The following is a 16,210-nucleotide window of genomic DNA, read 5'->3' as shown; positions in this document are numbered from 1 at the left end:
AATATGAAGTAGGTAGTTTGTGATGGTTGTCACAATTTTTTCGTGATTGTCTAAGCGTCCGGGGGGATGAACATGTGGGAGCGACACGAAAAAGCGCTTGTGTTCATTAGTTTTGCTGTCGCAGCAGTTGTCTTGCTTTCTTTGATTGGCCGCTTGTTTTCATAAGGGGGGATGACCATGACTAACTATGATCCGGTGCTGCTCAGCCGTGTTTTGACGGGATTGACGCTAACCGTCCATATTCTTTATGCCACAATCGGCGTCGGGATTCCATTGATGATTGCCATCGCCCAGTGGGTTGGGATCCGAAAAAACGATATGCATTATATTTTGCTTGCCCGCCGCTGGACGCGCGGCTTCGTCATCACCGTCGCTGTCGGCGTCGTGACCGGAACGGCGATCGGTTTGCAGCTGTCGCTTTTATGGCCGAACTTTATGCAGCTGGCCGGTCAAGTGATCAGTTTGCCGCTGTTCATGGAGACGTTCGCCTTCTTTTTTGAAGCGATTTTCCTTGGTGTTTATTTGTATACATGGGATCGGTTTGAAAATCAGAAAAAACATTTGCTATTGCTTATTCCGGTGGCGATCGGCTCTTCCGCGTCGGCCATGTTTATTACGATGGTGAACGCGTTTATGAATACGCCGCAAGGGTTTGAGATAAAAAACGGCGAGCTTATCAACATCGACCCGATTGCCGCGATGTTCAACCCGGCGATGCCGACAAAAGTGGCCCACGTGCTGGCGACGGCGTATATGACATCGGCGTTTATACTCGCTTCGATTGCGGCGTGGCATTTATGGAAGGGCAACCGGCATGTGTACCACCGCAAGGCGCTTCATTTAACGATGAAAACGGCGCTCATTTTTTCCGTGGCGAGCGCTCTTGTCGGCGACTTGTCAGGAAAGTTTTTAGCCGAATACCAACCGGAAAAGCTGGCGGCTGCCGAATGGCATTTTGAAACGGGTTCCCATGCGCCGCTCATCTTATTTGGTACGTTGACGGAGGACGGGGAAGTGAAATATGCCCTTGAAATCCCATATGCGTTAAGCATTTTGGCACACAACGATCCAAGGGCGGTTGTAACGGGATTGAACGATATTCCAAAAGATGAGCGTCCACCGCTTTATATCCATTATTTGTTTGATGTCATGGTGACGATTGGCGTGTTTTTAATGATTTTATCGGCTGCTTATTGGCTCGGATCGATCTTTCGTTGGAAATGGACAGCGAAAAAATGGTTTTTTGGGCTGTTGATCGCAGGGGGGCCGTTGGCGATGATCGCCATTGAAGCCGGTTGGTATTTGGCGGAGGTCGGGCGGCAGCCGTGGATTTTGCGCGGCTATATGAAAACGGCGGAAGGGGCGACATCGTCCGCTCATGTTGATACGATGCTTGTTTTGTTTTGTCTTTTGTATATGGTGCTCGTCATTGCAAGCGCCACGGTGCTTGTCCGTATGTTTCGACGCAACCCGGTCGAACGGGAGCTGGAAGAGCGCGCCAATAACGGGGAGGTGACGCCATGACGCTCGAAGTCATCGGCATCTCGGTGTTATGGCTGTTTTTGTTCGGGTATATTATCGTTGCCTCGATTGACTTTGGCGCCGGGTTTTTCAGCGCCTACAGCCATTGGGCGAACAAACAGCATATTTTGCACCGCATCATCCAGCGCTATCTGTCGCCGGTGTGGGAAGTGACAAACGTCTTTCTCGTTTTTTTCTTTGTCGGGATCGTCGGCTTTTTTCCAAAAACGGCGTATTATTATGGCTCGGTGCTGCTCGTTCCAGCGAGCATTTCCATTGTTTTGCTCGCCATCCGCGGCTCGTACTACGCCTTTCACACATACGGAGGGACGGAGCGGAACTGGTATTTGCTCGCTTACGGGCTGACGGGCTTATTGATCCCCGCTTCGCTGTCAGTCGTCTTGACGATTTCAGAAGGCGGGTTTGTCGAGAGGCGCGGAGGGGCCGTTGTGTTGGATTACGAAAAACTGTTTGCAAGTCCTTTGTCATGGAGCATCGTATTGTTAAGCGTCACAAGCGTCTTGTACATTTCCGCCGTGTTTTTGACGTATTATGCGAACGCGGCGGGGGACGAGCGGGCGCGAGAGCTGTTGCGCCGCTATGCTCTGCTTTGGAGCGGGCCGACGATGTTGTCAGCGTTGCTCATTATTTACCAACTCCGCTACCATAATCCAGAGCATTATGCCAACCTATGGGAAGTGGCGTGGATGTTGGCTGTGTCCTTTTTGCTTTTTGTCGTCACCGTTTGGCTGCTTTGGCGGCGACGGCGATTTGGCTGGGCGTTCATCGCGCTTTTGTTTCAATATGCGTTCGCGTTTTATGCTTACGGCATTTCGCATTACCCGTATTTGCTTTACCCGCATTTAACGATTTATGACGGGTTCACCAATGAAACGATGGCGATGGCGTTAATTGTTGCGTTTATCGCCGGGTTCTTGCTTCTCATCCCGTCTTTGTATTTGCTGATGCGCCTCTTTTTGTTCAATAAAGCGTACGTCAAAGGGAAATGGGAAGGAGGAAAAGGATGATGCAAACGTTTTTGATCATGTATGCGCCGCTGCTGATTGTTGCCCTTTCCGTCGTTGCCGCCTTTTGGGCCGGATTGAAAGATGCACGGATCAATGACTGAACACGATGGAGACAAGGATGCATAGTTTGCGGTGAATCGCCCACACTAGCGGATGACAATGAATAAAGAAAGGATGGGCGATCATGAAAGAAGTGTTGCAGCGTGTGAAAGAACAGTTGGAACAAGCATTTGACGAACCGCGTTCGACGAGCCTTGACGGGGCGCTCCATGAGCTTGAACAATTGAAGGAGAACGCTGGGGAGAAGAGGCAAATGATTGAAGACGTCATTCGCGCTGTCACGCATGCGCGCAATGCGCGGGTCGAACTTGCCGCCGCCGGTGACGAATCGGCGACGAACGCCTTCGCCGAAGCTTACCGAGCGCTTGATCAAGCGATTGAATCGTACAGTGGCGTCGATAACGACCCGGTGTAAGACGGATGGGGGTTCCTCGGCCTTCACCTGTCGGAAATATGCGGAAGGCGGATGGATTGCAAGCGTTTGGCTGATGTGTTATACTGATTAACAACCAGTAAATACAAGAAACGTTTTCTAGGGTTCCGCGGCTGTTTGGCAGCCGGCCTGTGACCGAGAGAAAACGCGCGGCGCGCCCGCGTACACGGAGGGACAAAAGCCCGGGAGGAGTATCATTTCGATATTTCCCGCGGCTTTTTTGTTTTGAAAGGGGGAAATGATACATGGCGTGGGTATACTTATTTGTCGCCGGAGTGTTCGAAATCGTATGGGCCATTTCGCTGAAATACACGGCCGGTTTTACCCGTCTTTGGCCGTCTGTCGTCACTGTTGCAGGGATGGCAGCTAGTTTTTACTTTTTATCGATGGCAACGAAAACGTTGCCGATCGGCACCGCCTATGCGGTTTGGACGGGAATCGGGGCGCTCGGGGCGGTCATCATCGGCATGCTGTTTTTAAACGAGCCGGTTAACGCGCCGCGAATTGTCTTTTTATTGTTCATCCTTGTCGGAATCATCGGTTTAAAGTTCACAGCTGGACAGTAACAATCGGAAGGAGCAAGAAGCTGTCGGTTGGTTTCAACAAACATCCATGAGCAAAGCGCCGCTCACCACGCAATATGAAAAAGGCTGATTAAGGCAAGCATTTTCACAGAAAAAATCCATTCCTGCTTTCGCACGGTGTGAAAAGAGTTCGATTTTTTATTACGTGTGGAAAAAATGCATTGACAGGACGCATAAACATTGAATATCATGGAATTGTAAGGTAAATATCCTGTTGCTAAAGGGGAGTAGCTTTAACAGCAAAGTCGTCAGTTCAGGGTGCACGCCCTCGGCTTTGTTGGCAACGGCAACGTTGTTAGCGAGACCTTTACCTATTGTGGTAAAGGTCTCTGTTTGTTTAAAGACCTTTACCAAGTGTGGTAAAGGTTTTTTTCATTTCATGAAACGAAAGGGGGGAAGATAATCGTAAAACAAAATGGGCTCGATTTTATAGGAAAAATGGTAAGAAAGATGGGGGGAATGTCATGCGCAAGTGGTGGAAGCGACTTCGCTTGATCGTTCACGTCCGGCGTTTTCTTCCGTTTTTGTTTGAGTTTTTTGCCTCGCGCGAGGTGCCGGTGCGGAAAAAGGCGATTTCCGTCGGGTTGCTGCTGTTATATATAGCGTTGCCGTTTGATCTCATTCCCGATTGGCTAGCACTATTTGGTATTATTGATGATTTCGCCGTTTTCATGTTTATTTTGCAGCAAGTCATTAAGATGGCTCCAGTATCATTAAAGGAAAAATATAACTTATAAAGGGGGACGATTTTGTGGAGCTGTTTTCTCCAGAATTTTGGACAGCGCTGCTGTCGATTATCATTATTGACCTTGTCTTGGCAGGGGATAACGCGATTGTCATTGGGCTGGCGGCCCGTAACTTGCCGAAGCACCAGCAAAAAAAGGCGATCATTTGGGGAACCGTCGGCGCTGTTGTCATCCGCGCGCTGGCAACGATATTTGTCGTATGGCTTCTGAAAATCCCGGGGCTTTTGCTTGTCGGCGGTATATTGCTCGTTTGGATCGCTTACAAGTTGCTCGTTGAGGAAAAAGGGCACGATGACATCGAGGCCGGGGGAAGTTTATGGGAAGCGATTCGCACCATTATTATTGCCGATGCATTGATGGGGCTTGACAACGTGTTGGCGGTTGCTGGTGCGGCGCACGGAAGTTTTCTCCTTGTTGTCCTTGGATTGGTTATTTCTGTACCGATTATGGTGTGGGGCAGCACGCTCATTTTGAAATGGATTGAGCGTTTCCCGATTATTATTACGATTGGTGCCGGAGTCCTTGCTTGGACGGCATCGAAAATGATCGTCGGCGAGCCGTTTTTGAAAGAGTACTTCGCCAATCCAGTGGTGAAATACGGATTTGAGTTGCTTGTTGTTGCTGCTGTCATTACAATTGGGACAATGAAAAAAAGAAAAGCCGCCAAAGAACCGCAACCAAAAGCCGCCAATGAATAATTGGCGGCTTTTTTTTACGCTATGGGTCGGTGGGTTTGTGCCATTTCAGCAGGAGAAGCTGAAGCAGCCAGCCGGCGGCCAGCCCGGGGATGACCGACAAGATCGGCAACCAAATCGGTCCGAAAAAGATGCCGGCAATCGTGACGTCGAACGAGTACATTAAACCGACCGTCACAAAGTAGGCGGAGAAGACAAAGGGCAAGAACGAGTACGGCGTTTGTCCGCCGCCGGCATCTTTGAACGCATCCCACATGGCGAAAAAGTATAAACAAGGGTAAAACATCAGCCACTCAATTCCTACAACGTCCGCCGCTTCGTACGTACGACCCAAAAAGCTGAGACGGATGGCTTCGTTGAATTGAGATTGAGTGTTAATGAGCAGTTCCAACAAAATAAACGCAATTCCTTTTACATACCTTTTGTTTAACAGTTGCCCAAATCCGGGCAACGCAATGCTCCACAGCAATGTTTCGATCGCTTTCACTTTCTCGACTCTTTACTGAAATAATGTTGGTTGATCGTTGCTTTGTCTGTTGCACCGTGTAGCGGAGCGGGAGGCAGCAAGTGAGTATTTTATGCTCAAGGCGGTGGTGCACAATTACATTTTTCGCGCTAAAGTCCTATTTTATACTTTTTTGCAATAGTGAAGAAGGAACATTCTCCTGTGGATTCGAACAATAGCAGAAAGTTAGAAAATGTCTTTGATTTTTTCAGAATAATAAATATAATAGTAATATCGGGAATATTAATGAAAGACCAATAAGGAGGAGGCATATGAAGGGGCTAAAATCGATTTTGCTATGGGGGCTCATTTCCGTCCTTGGAGCCGCAGCGTTCGCTGTTTTGGCGTTAAGCCGCGGCGAGTCGGTCAACGCGATGTGGCTCATCGTGGCTGCGGTGTGTACGTATGCGGTCGCCTACCGTTTTTACAGCCGGTTTATCGCCCGTAAAGTATTTGAGCTCGACGATAATCGGAAAACGCCGGCCGAAGTGTTTAACGACGGGAAGGACTACGTCCCGACGAACAAATGGGTGCTGTTTGGACACCATTTCGCCGCCATTGCCGGCGCCGGGCCGCTTGTCGGACCGATTTTGGCTGCGCAAATGGGCTACTTGCCCGGCACGCTTTGGATCATTATTGGCGTTGTGCTCGGCGGGGCGGTGCAAGATTTTATCATCTTGTTCGCGTCAATGCGCCGCAACGGAAAGTCGCTTGGCGAGATGATCAAGGACGAGATGGGGCCGGTGACGGGCTTTATCGCAGCGCTTGGCATTTTGGGCATTATGATTATTTTATTGGCCGTTTTGGCGCTCGTTGTCGTGAAAGCGCTCGTTGGAAGCCCGTGGGGAATGTTCACGATTGCTGCTACGATCCCGATTGCGATTTTGATGGGCATTTACATGCGCTTCATCCGTCCGGGGCGCGTTGCTGAGGCGTCGCTCGGGGGATTTGTATTATTGATTTTGTCGATCGTGGCCGGGCAATACGTTGCGGAGCATCCAACGCTCTCGGCAATGTTTACGTTAAAAGGCGAAACGATCGCGATCTTGATGATTATTTACGGTTTTGTCGCCTCGGCGCTGCCGGTGTGGCTGCTGTTGGCGCCGCGCGACTATTTGAGCACATTTTTGAAAATCGGCACGATTGTTGGACTAGCACTCGGCATTTTAGTCGTTACGCCTGATTTGCAAATGCCGGCTGTAACGAAATTTGTTGATGGAACGGGACCGGTGTTTGCCGGCGACTTGTTCCCGTTCTTGTTCATTACGATCGCCTGCGGGGCGGTGTCCGGATTCCATGCGCTCGTGTCGTCCGGCACGACGCCGAAGATGATCGAGCTGGAAAGCCATTCGCGTCCGATCGGCTACGGCGCCATGCTGATGGAATCGTTCGTTGCCGTGATGGCGATGGTCGCAGCTTGCATCTTGACGCCAGGGGTGTATTTTGCCATCAACAGCCCGGCGGCGGTGATCGGGGCGGATGTAGCGCAGGCCGCCAAAGTCATATCGTCGTGGGGGTTCACGCTCACTCCCGACATGTTGACGGAGCTGGCGAAAGACGTCGGCGAACAAACCGTGTTGTCACGCACGGGCGGGGCGCCGACGCTGGCGATCGGGATGGCGGTCATTTTGTCGAACGTCATTGGCGGCAAGGCATTGATGGCGTTTTGGTACCACTTCGCCATCTTGTTTGAAGCGCTGTTCATTTTGACGACGATTGACGCCGGCACGCGCGTCGGCCGTTTCATGATCCAAGACATTATGGGAACGTTCTACAAGCCGCTCGGCAAAACGGATTCGCTCGTATCCAACTTGATCGCGACGACGCTTTGTGTCCTGGCTTGGGGCTACTTCTTGTATCAAGGGGTTGTCGACCCACTCGGCGGCATTAACACGCTATGGCCATTGTTTGGCATCGCCAACCAAATGCTCGCCGGCATCGCCCTGTTGTTTGCGACAACGGTCTTGTTTAAAATGGGCAAAAAAGCGTACGTTTGGGTCACGCTCGTGCCGACGACATGGCTTTTGGTCGTCACGTTGACGGCGGGATACCAAAAGCTATTCCACGAAAACGTTAAAGTCGGTTTCTTATCGCATGCGAAAATGTTCCAAGACAGCCTGAGCCAAGGAAAAATCTTAGCGCCGGCCGCGAATGAGGCGCAAATGCGGCAAATTATTATGAACGATTATATTGATGCGACGCTCACAGCGATCTTTATGTTGGTTGTCATCGCGATGCTCATCGCAGCATTGAACATCTGGATCAAAGTGCTGCAAAACAAACATGTGCCGCTCAAAGAAGCGCCGTACGTGCCGCGCGATGGAGAAGGAGCGAAGCATTATGCCTAAATGGCTGCAAACCGTTTTGGCTTACCGCCGGCAGTTTCTCGACTTGCTTGTCGGCGTGCCAAACTATGAAAAATATGTCGAACATATGAAAACCCATCATCCGGGCGAGCCGATCAAGTCGCGGAAAGAGTTTTTCTGCGAAGCGCAAGAGGCGCGCTATAACGCCAAAGGCGGCAAAGTATCGCGCTGCTGCTAGGAGTGGGAGGGAAGGAGGGGGTGCCCCTTCTTCCTTTTTTTCTTCAACGTCCGCATCGGGGAGATGCCCATTCAAGCTGGGACTTGGCCATAAACACACCGAAAAGGGGGATACATACATGCGCATTCTTGTAGTGGGAGCAGGGGCGGTTGGCGGCTATTTCGGCGGACGCCTGCTTGAAAAAGGCGTCGATGTGACATTTCTCGTCCGTGAGCGGAGAAAGCGGGAGCTTGAGGAGCGCGGGCTTGTCATCCGCAGCGTCCACGGCGATGCAGTGCTCGCGCCGAAACTGATCGCGGCCGGTGAACGGACGGAGCCGTTCGATCTTGTCGTATTTTCAAACAAGGCGTATCACTTGGCGGGCGCCATCGCTGATGCCAAACCGTACGTCGGTGAGACAACGATGATTTTGCCGCTGTTAAACGGCATGGCCCATATGGATGTGTTGCAGGAGTCATTTGGCGATGACAAGGTGTTGGGAGGCCTTTGTTTCATCGAAACGACGCTAAACGAAAAAGGGGAAATCGTCCAAACAAGTCCGGCGCATGAAGTTCGTTTCGGTGAGTGGTCCGGCGAACGGACGGAGCGGGTTGAAGCGTTGGAATCGCTGTTTGCCGGCGCCAACGCCCGTTTCCGGCTAAGCGAACGGATCGTTTCAGACATGTGGAACAAATATTTATTTATTGCAACGATGTCGGGCGTAACGACGCTGTTTCGCGCTCCGATCGGGCCGGTTCGTTCCGGTGAGTATGGAGGCGCCATTATCAGCCGGTTGCTTGGGGAAATCAAAACGATCATGCAGGCGCACGGCGCGCCACTCACCGAGGAGATGGCCGAGCGGCAGCGCGCTCAGCTCGAACAGATCGCCCCGACGATGAAGTCATCAATGCAGCGCGATATGGAAAAAGGGCTGCCGATTGAAGCTGATCATTTGCAAGGGTATTTGCTGCAGCTGGCGAAACGATATGACATCCATGCCCCGACGCTTGAAACCGTATATCATAACTTGAAAATTTACGAGGCGGGCCGCACCGCTAACGAACATTGATTATGGTTCGAATCGGCCGTTTGCCGGCATGTACATGGTCTGGCAAACGGCTATTGTTTTACGGGCGGCGATGGAAAACAACAGTCCAAAAATAGCTGTCAACCATTTTTTCGCTAGCCTTGAAAAAAAGAGAGTTGTATATTGCCGCCATGTAGTGTACAGTGATAGTGAAAACGTGTGCACAAAGGGGGAGGCAGCCTTGAAGAAAACATGGTGGAAAGAGGGCGTCGCCTATCAAATTTATCCGCGCAGCTTTATGGATGCCAACGGCGACGGCATCGGTGATCTTCGCGGCATTATTGAAAAACTTGATTATTTAGTGGAACTCGGGGTTGACATCGTATGGATTTGCCCGATTTACCGGTCGCCGAACGCCGATAACGGATACGATATTAGCGATTATCAAGCGATTATGGATGAGTTTGGGACGATGGACGATTTCGATGAACTGCTCGCTGAAGCGCACCGGCGCGGGCTGAAAGTCATTTTGGATTTGGTCATCAACCATACGAGCGATGAGCACCCATGGTTCATCGAGTCGCGGTCATCGCGCGACAACCCGAAACGCGATTGGTACATTTGGCGCGATGGCAAAGATGGACGTGAGCCGAACAACTGGGAAAGCATTTTCGGCGGTTCGGCATGGCAATACGATGAGCGGACGGGGCAATATTACTTGCATATTTTTGACGTCAAACAGCCCGACTTGAACTGGGAAAACGACGAAGTGCGGCGGGCGCTTTATGCGATGATCAACTGGTGGCTTGATAAAGGCATCGACGGCTTTCGCGTTGACGCCATTTCGCATATTAAGAAAAAGCCGGGACTGCCGGATTTGCCGAATCCGAAGGGGCTGACGTATGTGCCGTCGTTCGCCGGGCATATGAACCAGCCGGGCATTATGGAGTATTTAAAAGAATTGAAGGAGCAAACGTTTGCGCGTTATGATGTTATGACAGTTGGCGAAGCGAACGGAGTCACAGTCGATGAGGCGGAACAATGGGTCGGGGAAGAAACCGGCGTGTTCAATATGATTTTTCAGTTTGAGCATCTAGGGCTATGGAAAAGGCGGACTGACGGTTCCATCGATGTCCGGCGCCTGAAGCGGACGTTGACGAAATGGCAAAAAGGGCTTGAAAACCGCGGGTGGAATGCGTTGTTTTTGGAGAACCACGATTTGCCTCGCTCTGTTTCGACGTGGGGGAATGACCGCGACTATTGGGCGGAAAGCGCCAAGGCGCTCGGCGCGCTCTATTTTTTTATGCAAGGGACGCCGTTCATTTATCAGGGGCAGGAGATCGGGATGACGAACGTGCAATTCCGTGATATTCGTGATTACCGCGATGTCGCCGCCCGGCGTCTGTATGAACTTGAACGGGCGAATGGCCGGACGCATGAGGAAGCGATGGAGATCATTTGGAAAACCGGACGCGACAACTCGCGCACCCCGATGCAATGGTCTAGTGGGCCGAACGCTGGATTTACAACCGGTACGCCATGGATCAAGGTGAACGAAAATTACCGCACGATTAACGTCGAGGCTGAACAGCGCGATCCGAATTCCGTTTGGTCGTTTTACCGGAAAATGATCCAGCTGCGCAAAGCGAACGAGTTGTTCGTGTATGGGACGTACGATTTGCTTTTGGAAAACCACCCATCCATTTACGCGTATACAAGAACGCTCGGCCGTGACCGGGCGCTTGTGGTCGTCAACTTGTCGGATCGCCCTTCGCTTTACCGCCATGACGGCCTTCGCCTTCAATCGCACCAGTTGGCGCTTGGCAACTATCCGGTTCCGACGCATAAAAATGCGACGCGCTTTAAGCTCAAGCCGTATGAAGTCCGTGTCTACATCTGGAAAGAATAAGAAGGAATCCGTCCATCCGCGTTGAATAAATAAGGTGGAAGGGAGATGATTAATGGTGTCAACGATCGATCCGATCCGCTATCCGATCGGAACGTTTCAAGCGCCGGCGCAGTTCCGGACGGAAGACGTGCAGCAGTGGATTGCCGATGTCCGCCGGCTGCCTGACGCGGTGCGGGCTGCTGTCGCCGATTTAAACGATGAGCAATTGAACACGCCATATCGCGACGGCGGCTGGACGGTGGCTCAAGTTGTCCACCATTTGGCCGATGCCAGCATGAACGCGTTTTTGCGCACGAAATGGGGATTGACGGAAGAGGCGCCGACCGTTAAACCGTTTATCGAAAGCGAATGGGCCAAAACAGCTGATGCCCGCACATTGTCGATCGAATCGTCGCTTTTATTGCTTGACGGGCTGCATGCACGGTGGGCGATGCTGCTCGAGTCAATGACAGAAGCGAATTTTCATCGCCTCGTCCACCCGGAAGGAGCGTTGCAGCCGATGCCGCTGTACGTATTGACCGCGCTGTATACATGGCACGGGAAGCACCATACCGCGCAAATTACATCATTGCGGGAACGGAAAGGATGGTAAAAAAGCCGCCGATTTGGCGGCTTTTTTTACTCAGAAAGGGAAGGAACGCACGCTGTTGGCCGACCCGAAAATTTTAATTTTGGACGAGGCGGCGGCCAGCATCGATACCGAAATGGAGCTCGTTATCCAACGGACATTGGAAACGCTGCTCAGCGGGCGGACAACTGCTATCATCGCCCGCCGGTTGTCGACGATTTGTGACGCGATCATATTATCGTCCTCGACCACGGCCGCATCGTCGAGCAAGGGGCGCACGAGGAGCTGATGAGGCAGCGCGGCGCTTACTACGAGTTGGTCAAGGCGCAATTCCAACAGTTTGACACCCAATGAGGGGGTGTGGACGTCCGGCCATTTGCCGCTGATGAGAGAAGCTGCCTTTGCGCGACTCTTTTTTCAAAAAACATGTTGGAAAAACATTTTCGTTAAACGAAAGCATACAGTTATGTTATACTGACAAATATTAAGGGGCACGAAATACATATTTCACAAGGGGGATCGGTATGAATGCGCAACAAAAGCAAGTTGTTGCGGAACAGAAGGAAAAAATTTGGACACGCAATTTCGTTTTAATTTGCCTGGCCAACTTTTTCATCTTTCTCGGGTTTCAAATGACGTTGCCGACATTGCCGCTGTTTGTCGAACAGTTAGGCGGCAATGATCAGTTAATCGGCCTTGTTGTCGGGGTGTTTACGTTTTCAGCGCTCGTTGTCCGTCCGTTTGCCGGCCATGCGCTTGAGACGAGGGGACGGCGGTTTGTGTTTTTGTTCGGTTTGTTTATTTTTGTTATTTCGGTCGGCTCGTATAGTTTCATTTCCGGCATTTTTCTTCTCTTTTTGATGCGGGTTGTTCAAGGGGTCGGCTGGGGATTTTCGACAACGGCGTCCGGCACGGTGGCAACGGACATTATCCCGGCGAACCGCCGTGGAGAAGGGATGGGCTATTACGGATTGTCGGGGAACATCGCCCTCGCTTTTGGACCGTCACTCGGACTCGTGCTGGCGGCTGCCATTCCGTTCAGCCATTTATTTATGATTTGTGCGGCGCTCGGTGTAGCCTCCTTATTGTTTGCCGCTGCCATTACATATAAAAAGGCGGAGGCAGGGGATAGACAAGAGGAGAACAAATGGGACCTTTACGAAAGGACGGCCTTAATTCCATCGGTGCTGCTGTTCTTTTTAACGGTGACGTTTGGCGGCATCGCTTCGTTTTTGCCGCTGTATACGGCGCAAAAAGGGATCGGCGGCTTGCAGCTGTACTTTTTGCTTTACGCGCTCGCTTTAATGGTAACGCGGACGTTCGCCGGCCAACTGTATGACCGGAAAGGGCATCGGGCTGTCTTTCTCCCGGGGGCGGGGCTTATTTTGCTTGCGATGCTGATGCTCGCCTGGCTGCCAGGGGAGTGGGCGTTGTTGACTGCAGCAGTGCTGTACGGATTTGGGTTCGGCATGGTGCAGCCGGGGTTGCAGGCATGGTCGGTCGAGCGGGCGCCTGTTCACCGGAAAGGAATGGCGAACGCAACGTTTTTCTCGTTTTTTGACTTGGGAGTTGGCATCGGAGCGATCGTCTTTGGTCAAGTTAGCCATTGGTTTGGCTACCCGAGCATTTATTTAGCGTCCGCCGGTTCGGTGCTTGTTTCCATGCTCGTTTATTTGAGCGTGGTGCGCAAAGAACAGCCGCTCCGCCCGGGGCAAGAAAGAAACGCTTAAGGCTCGTCCTTAAGCGTTTTTCCTTAACGTCGGGAATGCACTTCATAAATGGCGAATTTTAAATAGTCGCCTTCATCGGCAGCGAGCAGTTTCGGGTGGTCATAGCCGGCGCCGTTCCAGTACACTTCGCGCAGCACTTTTTTGGCGTCAAACGCCGCGTCGGCGACCATTTCTTGAAATCGATGGGGGCGAACGTGATATGAGCAGCTCGATGTGACGAAAAAGCCGCCGTCTTTGACAAGCTTCAGCCCGTTTAAATTGATGTCCTTATAGCCGCGCAGCGCCTTTGATACCGCGTGGGCCGATTTGGCGAACGCCGGCGGGTCGATGATGACGACATCCCACTGTTTGCCAGCCCGCACCGCTTCGCGTAAATAGTCAAACGCATTGGCGACGACAAATTCCACATTTGTAAACCCGTTTAAGGCGGCGTTTCGTTTTGCTGTTTCAATCGCATGTTCGGAAATGTCGACGGCGGTGACGTGCTTTGCCCCGTACAGACAGGCGTTTAACATAAAGGAGCCGGTATGGGTGAAACAGTCAAGCACCGTCGTCTCCGGGCCGATAAGCGGGCGCAGAGCAGCGCGGTTTTGCCGCTGATCGAAGAAAAAGCCGGTTTTTTGACCGCCTTCAATATCAACAATATATTTGACACCGTTTTCCTCGATTTCGACTTCGGTTTCCGCTTCTCCGTACCAAAAGCCTTTTTCTTGTTCGAGCCCCTCCAGTTCGCGGACGTATACATCATTGCGCAAATAAACGGCTCTTGGTGAGAACACGTCAAGCAAGCCGTGCAAAATCCAATCTCTGCGTTTTTCCATCCCAAGCGACAAAATTTGTACTACAAGCACGTCCTCATATTTATCGACGATGAGCCCCGGAAGAAAGTCGGCTTCGCCGTAGACGGCGCGACATGAGCGGACGCCCGGAATCATCCGTTCGCGGTACGCCCACGCTTGGCGGATGCGCCTAATAAAAAAGCGCTCATCGAGTTCATCCTCGGGATTTTGCGTCAGCACGCGCACGATGATTTGCGAGGCCGGGTTAATGTATCCTTTCGCCAGCCAATAGCCTTGATGGTTATAGACATCGACGAAGTCGCCCGGCTTGACGTCGCCTTCGATGCGGTCGACTTCGCTTTGGAAAATCCACGGATGGCCTTGTTCGAGCCGTTTTTTCCGCTGCCGTTTTAACATGACTTTTGCCATTCGTTCCACTCCCATCCGATAGTCAATTGTTGCGTTTTAATCATAGCGAATCGCGGAGCGCGGTGCAACGTCGGACGGAAAAAAAAGGTTGACAATCGCCGCCGTCGTGATATGATAAAGATAAACAGGAAAATGGCATCATGATAGAACATCCACTAGGGGGGCCTTTAGAAAGGCTGAGATCAAAGTGTGCCTTTGAGACCCTTAGCACCTGATCTGGGTAATACCAGCGTAGGGAAGTGGAGGAGCTGCACATAGGCGGATCATGATTCTGCCTTGCGAAATTGTAGGCTCACGCCGCTTTCTTTACGTTGCTTGGTAAAGGAAGCGGCGTTTTTATTTTGTGGAAAAGGGGGAGACAAATGTCGTTTGCAAAGCGGGTGCGCCAGGCAGCTGATCCGATCTGGCAGGCAAGCTTTCATCATCCGTTTGTCAAAGAGCTTGGCGAAGGAACGTTGGATCGTGCGAAATTCCGTTATTATGTCATGCAAGATGCGTATTATTTGCGCCATTTTGCCCGTGTGCAGGCGATCGGGGCGGCGAAATCGCCGGATTTGGCGACGACGGCTCGGCTGGCGCACCATGCCCAAAGCACATGCGAAGCGGAATTATCGCTTCACGAAACGTTTGCCGAACTGCTTGGCATCACCGAAGAGGAGCGGGCCGCGTTCATGCCGGCGCCGACGGCTTATGCGTATACATCGCATATGTATCGGGCGGCGTATGAAGGGCATTTGGGTGATGTCATTGCCGCGATTTTGCCGTGCTATTGGCTGTATTACGAAATCGGCGAGCGGCTGAAAACGTGCCGGCCGAACGATCCGATTTATGAAAAATGGATCAGTACATATAGCTCCGATTGGTTTCGCTCGCTTGTTAAGGAGCAGATCGACCGGCTTGACGCCATTGCCGCCGCTGTAACCGAGGAAGATCGGCGTCGGATGGAACAGCATTTTTTGATCAGCAGCGACTATGAGTACAAGTTTTGGGAGATGGCGTATGAATTGGAGCGATGGCCGTCCGCCGGGCTGGTGGAGAGCCGGTAAAACGGCGTCGACACTAAAAAGGGGGGGTTTTCTTGGAAAAAACATCGAAAGGCTTGAAGCTGGCCGATATTTTAACGACGATTGTGATTGCTGTTGTGTTTGGCGTCATTTATAAAGTGTGGGGACCGTTGTATGAAGTGGTGAAAGTATTCGGGTTTCACGCCGACCAATTGATATACGGAATGTGGTTTATCGCCTCATCGCTCGCCTATTTGCTCATCCGCAAGCCGGGAGTGGCACTGCTCGCTGAAATTGCAGCTTCGTCCGGCGAACTGGTCATGGGGTCGCAATGGGGGCTTGAAGTGCTCATTTATGGTGTCATTCAGGGGTTGTTTGCCGAGTTGGTGTTTGCCGCATTCCGCTATCGACGGTTTGATGTGCTTGTCGTGTCGCTCAGTGCTATCGGAGCGACAGTCGGTTCGCTGATCATGGATTTTTACAAAGGATATATCGAGGCCCTCGCCCCGTGGAACATGGCGCTCTTTTTGTTGGCGCGCTTTGTCGGCGCCGTTCTCATTTCCGGCGTGTTCGCCGTTTCGTTGGCCAAGGCGCTTGAGAAAACAGGGGTGACGCAAATGTGGCGGCCGGCTTCCAAAGAGGACTACGATGCGCTGAACCGATAAGGGG

Annotated in this window: 17 protein-coding genes, 1 pseudogene and 2 riboswitches; of the genes and pseudogenes, 16 read left to right on the top strand and 2 right to left on the bottom strand. The window is 51.7% G+C overall.

What is annotated here, in order from left to right; genetic code table 11:
- Positions 1-177 precede the first annotated feature (177 nt).
- From ACTVDO_RS05590 to ACTVDO_RS05560, 7 genes are all read left to right on the top strand, one after another.
- On the top strand, positions 178-1,524 hold the full coding sequence (locus ACTVDO_RS05590; RefSeq protein WP_020958748.1) for a cytochrome ubiquinol oxidase subunit I: 1,347 nt from the start codon (positions 178-180) through the stop codon (positions 1,522-1,524).
- Positions 1,521-2,549 (top strand): cytochrome d ubiquinol oxidase subunit II, encoded by a 1,029-nt coding sequence (locus ACTVDO_RS05585; RefSeq protein WP_020958749.1) that lies wholly within the window; start codon positions 1,521-1,523, stop codon positions 2,547-2,549. The genes ACTVDO_RS05590 and ACTVDO_RS05585 overlap by 4 nt, the downstream gene beginning before the upstream one ends.
- Entirely contained in the window at positions 2,549-2,650 is a 102-nt protein-coding gene (cydS, locus tag ACTVDO_RS05580) for a cytochrome bd oxidase small subunit CydS (protein ID WP_420480333.1), read from the top strand. The genes ACTVDO_RS05585 and cydS overlap by 1 nt, the downstream gene beginning before the upstream one ends.
- 83 nt (positions 2,651-2,733) lie before the next feature.
- Positions 2,734-3,024, top strand: a complete 291-nt coding sequence (locus tag ACTVDO_RS05575) for a hypothetical protein (protein ID WP_020958751.1) — start codon at positions 2,734-2,736, stop codon at positions 3,022-3,024.
- Between the two features lie 106 nt (positions 3,025-3,130).
- A riboswitch (guanidine-I (ykkC/yxkD leader) is annotated at positions 3,131-3,233 on the top strand.
- A 54-nt stretch (positions 3,234-3,287) separates the two neighbouring features.
- Positions 3,288-3,608, top strand: coding sequence for a DMT family transporter (locus ACTVDO_RS05570; RefSeq protein WP_020958752.1), 321 nt, complete (start codon positions 3,288-3,290; stop codon positions 3,606-3,608).
- 482 nt (positions 3,609-4,090) lie between these two features.
- On the top strand, positions 4,091-4,363 hold the full coding sequence (locus ACTVDO_RS05565) for a YkvA family protein (RefSeq protein WP_442901184.1): 273 nt from the start codon (positions 4,091-4,093) through the stop codon (positions 4,361-4,363).
- A 14-nt stretch (positions 4,364-4,377) separates the two neighbouring features.
- The gene (locus ACTVDO_RS05560; RefSeq protein ID WP_020958754.1) at positions 4,378-5,070 is read left to right on the top strand and encodes a TerC family protein; all 693 of its coding nucleotides are present in this window, start codon (positions 4,378-4,380) and stop codon (positions 5,068-5,070) included.
- A gap of 19 nt (positions 5,071-5,089) precedes the next feature.
- Here the strand turns inward: ACTVDO_RS05560 and ACTVDO_RS05555 are convergent, their stop codons facing one another.
- Positions 5,090-5,554, bottom strand: coding sequence for a hypothetical protein (locus tag ACTVDO_RS05555; protein ID WP_020958755.1), 465 nt, complete (start codon positions 5,552-5,554; stop codon positions 5,090-5,092).
- A 290-nt stretch (positions 5,555-5,844) separates the two neighbouring features.
- Between ACTVDO_RS05555 and ACTVDO_RS05550 the strand changes: the two genes are divergently transcribed.
- The 7 genes and pseudogenes from ACTVDO_RS05550 (at position 5,845) to ACTVDO_RS05520 (ending at position 13,329) form a co-directional block, all read left to right on the top strand.
- Positions 5,845-7,920 (top strand): carbon starvation CstA family protein, encoded by a 2,076-nt coding sequence (locus ACTVDO_RS05550; RefSeq protein WP_442901183.1) that lies wholly within the window; start codon positions 5,845-5,847, stop codon positions 7,918-7,920.
- Positions 7,913-8,116, top strand: coding sequence for a YbdD/YjiX family protein (locus ACTVDO_RS05545; RefSeq protein WP_020958757.1), 204 nt, complete (start codon positions 7,913-7,915; stop codon positions 8,114-8,116). Before ACTVDO_RS05550 ends, ACTVDO_RS05545 begins: the two co-directional genes overlap by 8 nt.
- A 118-nt stretch (positions 8,117-8,234) precedes the next feature.
- The gene (gene panE, locus ACTVDO_RS05540) at positions 8,235-9,164 is read left to right on the top strand and encodes a 2-dehydropantoate 2-reductase (protein WP_442901182.1); all 930 of its coding nucleotides are present in this window, start codon (positions 8,235-8,237) and stop codon (positions 9,162-9,164) included.
- Positions 9,165-9,363: 199 nt separating this feature from the next.
- Positions 9,364-11,031: a glycoside hydrolase family 13 protein gene (locus ACTVDO_RS05535; protein ID WP_020958759.1), complete on the top strand. Its 1,668-nt coding sequence runs from the start codon at positions 9,364-9,366 to the stop codon at positions 11,029-11,031.
- A gap of 55 nt (positions 11,032-11,086) precedes the next feature.
- Entirely contained in the window at positions 11,087-11,623 is a 537-nt protein-coding gene (locus tag ACTVDO_RS05530) for a YfiT family bacillithiol transferase (RefSeq protein ID WP_041267840.1), read from the top strand.
- A 46-nt stretch (positions 11,624-11,669) separates the two neighbouring features.
- Positions 11,670-11,953: pseudogene (locus tag ACTVDO_RS05525) on the top strand (ABC transporter ATP-binding protein); the annotation flags it as partial.
- A 170-nt stretch (positions 11,954-12,123) separates the two neighbouring features.
- On the top strand, positions 12,124-13,329 hold the full coding sequence (locus ACTVDO_RS05520) for an MFS transporter (protein ID WP_020958762.1): 1,206 nt from the start codon (positions 12,124-12,126) through the stop codon (positions 13,327-13,329).
- A 23-nt stretch (positions 13,330-13,352) separates the two neighbouring features.
- Here the strand turns inward: ACTVDO_RS05520 and ACTVDO_RS05515 are convergent, their stop codons facing one another.
- Positions 13,353-14,537, bottom strand: coding sequence for a class I SAM-dependent rRNA methyltransferase (locus ACTVDO_RS05515; protein WP_020958763.1), 1,185 nt, complete (start codon positions 14,535-14,537; stop codon positions 13,353-13,355).
- A 147-nt stretch (positions 14,538-14,684) separates the two neighbouring features.
- Positions 14,685-14,792: riboswitch (TPP riboswitch) on the top strand.
- 107 nt (positions 14,793-14,899) lie between these two features.
- Between ACTVDO_RS05515 and tenA the strand changes: the two genes are divergently transcribed.
- Positions 14,900-15,583 (top strand): thiaminase II, encoded by a 684-nt coding sequence (gene tenA, locus ACTVDO_RS05510; RefSeq protein WP_020958764.1) that lies wholly within the window; start codon positions 14,900-14,902, stop codon positions 15,581-15,583.
- A gap of 32 nt (positions 15,584-15,615) precedes the next feature.
- Complete coding sequence (locus ACTVDO_RS05505) at positions 15,616-16,206, top strand: ECF transporter S component (RefSeq protein WP_020958765.1); 591 nt, start codon at positions 15,616-15,618, stop codon at positions 16,204-16,206.
- Positions 16,207-16,210: the final 4 nt, after the last annotated feature.

Origin of the sequence: Geobacillus sp. BK01 (genome assembly GCF_052220245.1) — a bacterium.
Lineage (GTDB): Bacteria > Bacillota > Bacilli > Bacillales > Anoxybacillaceae > Geobacillus.
Note: the sequence above shows the minus strand (reverse complement) of the source record. Positions and strands in the feature narration are given on the sequence as shown.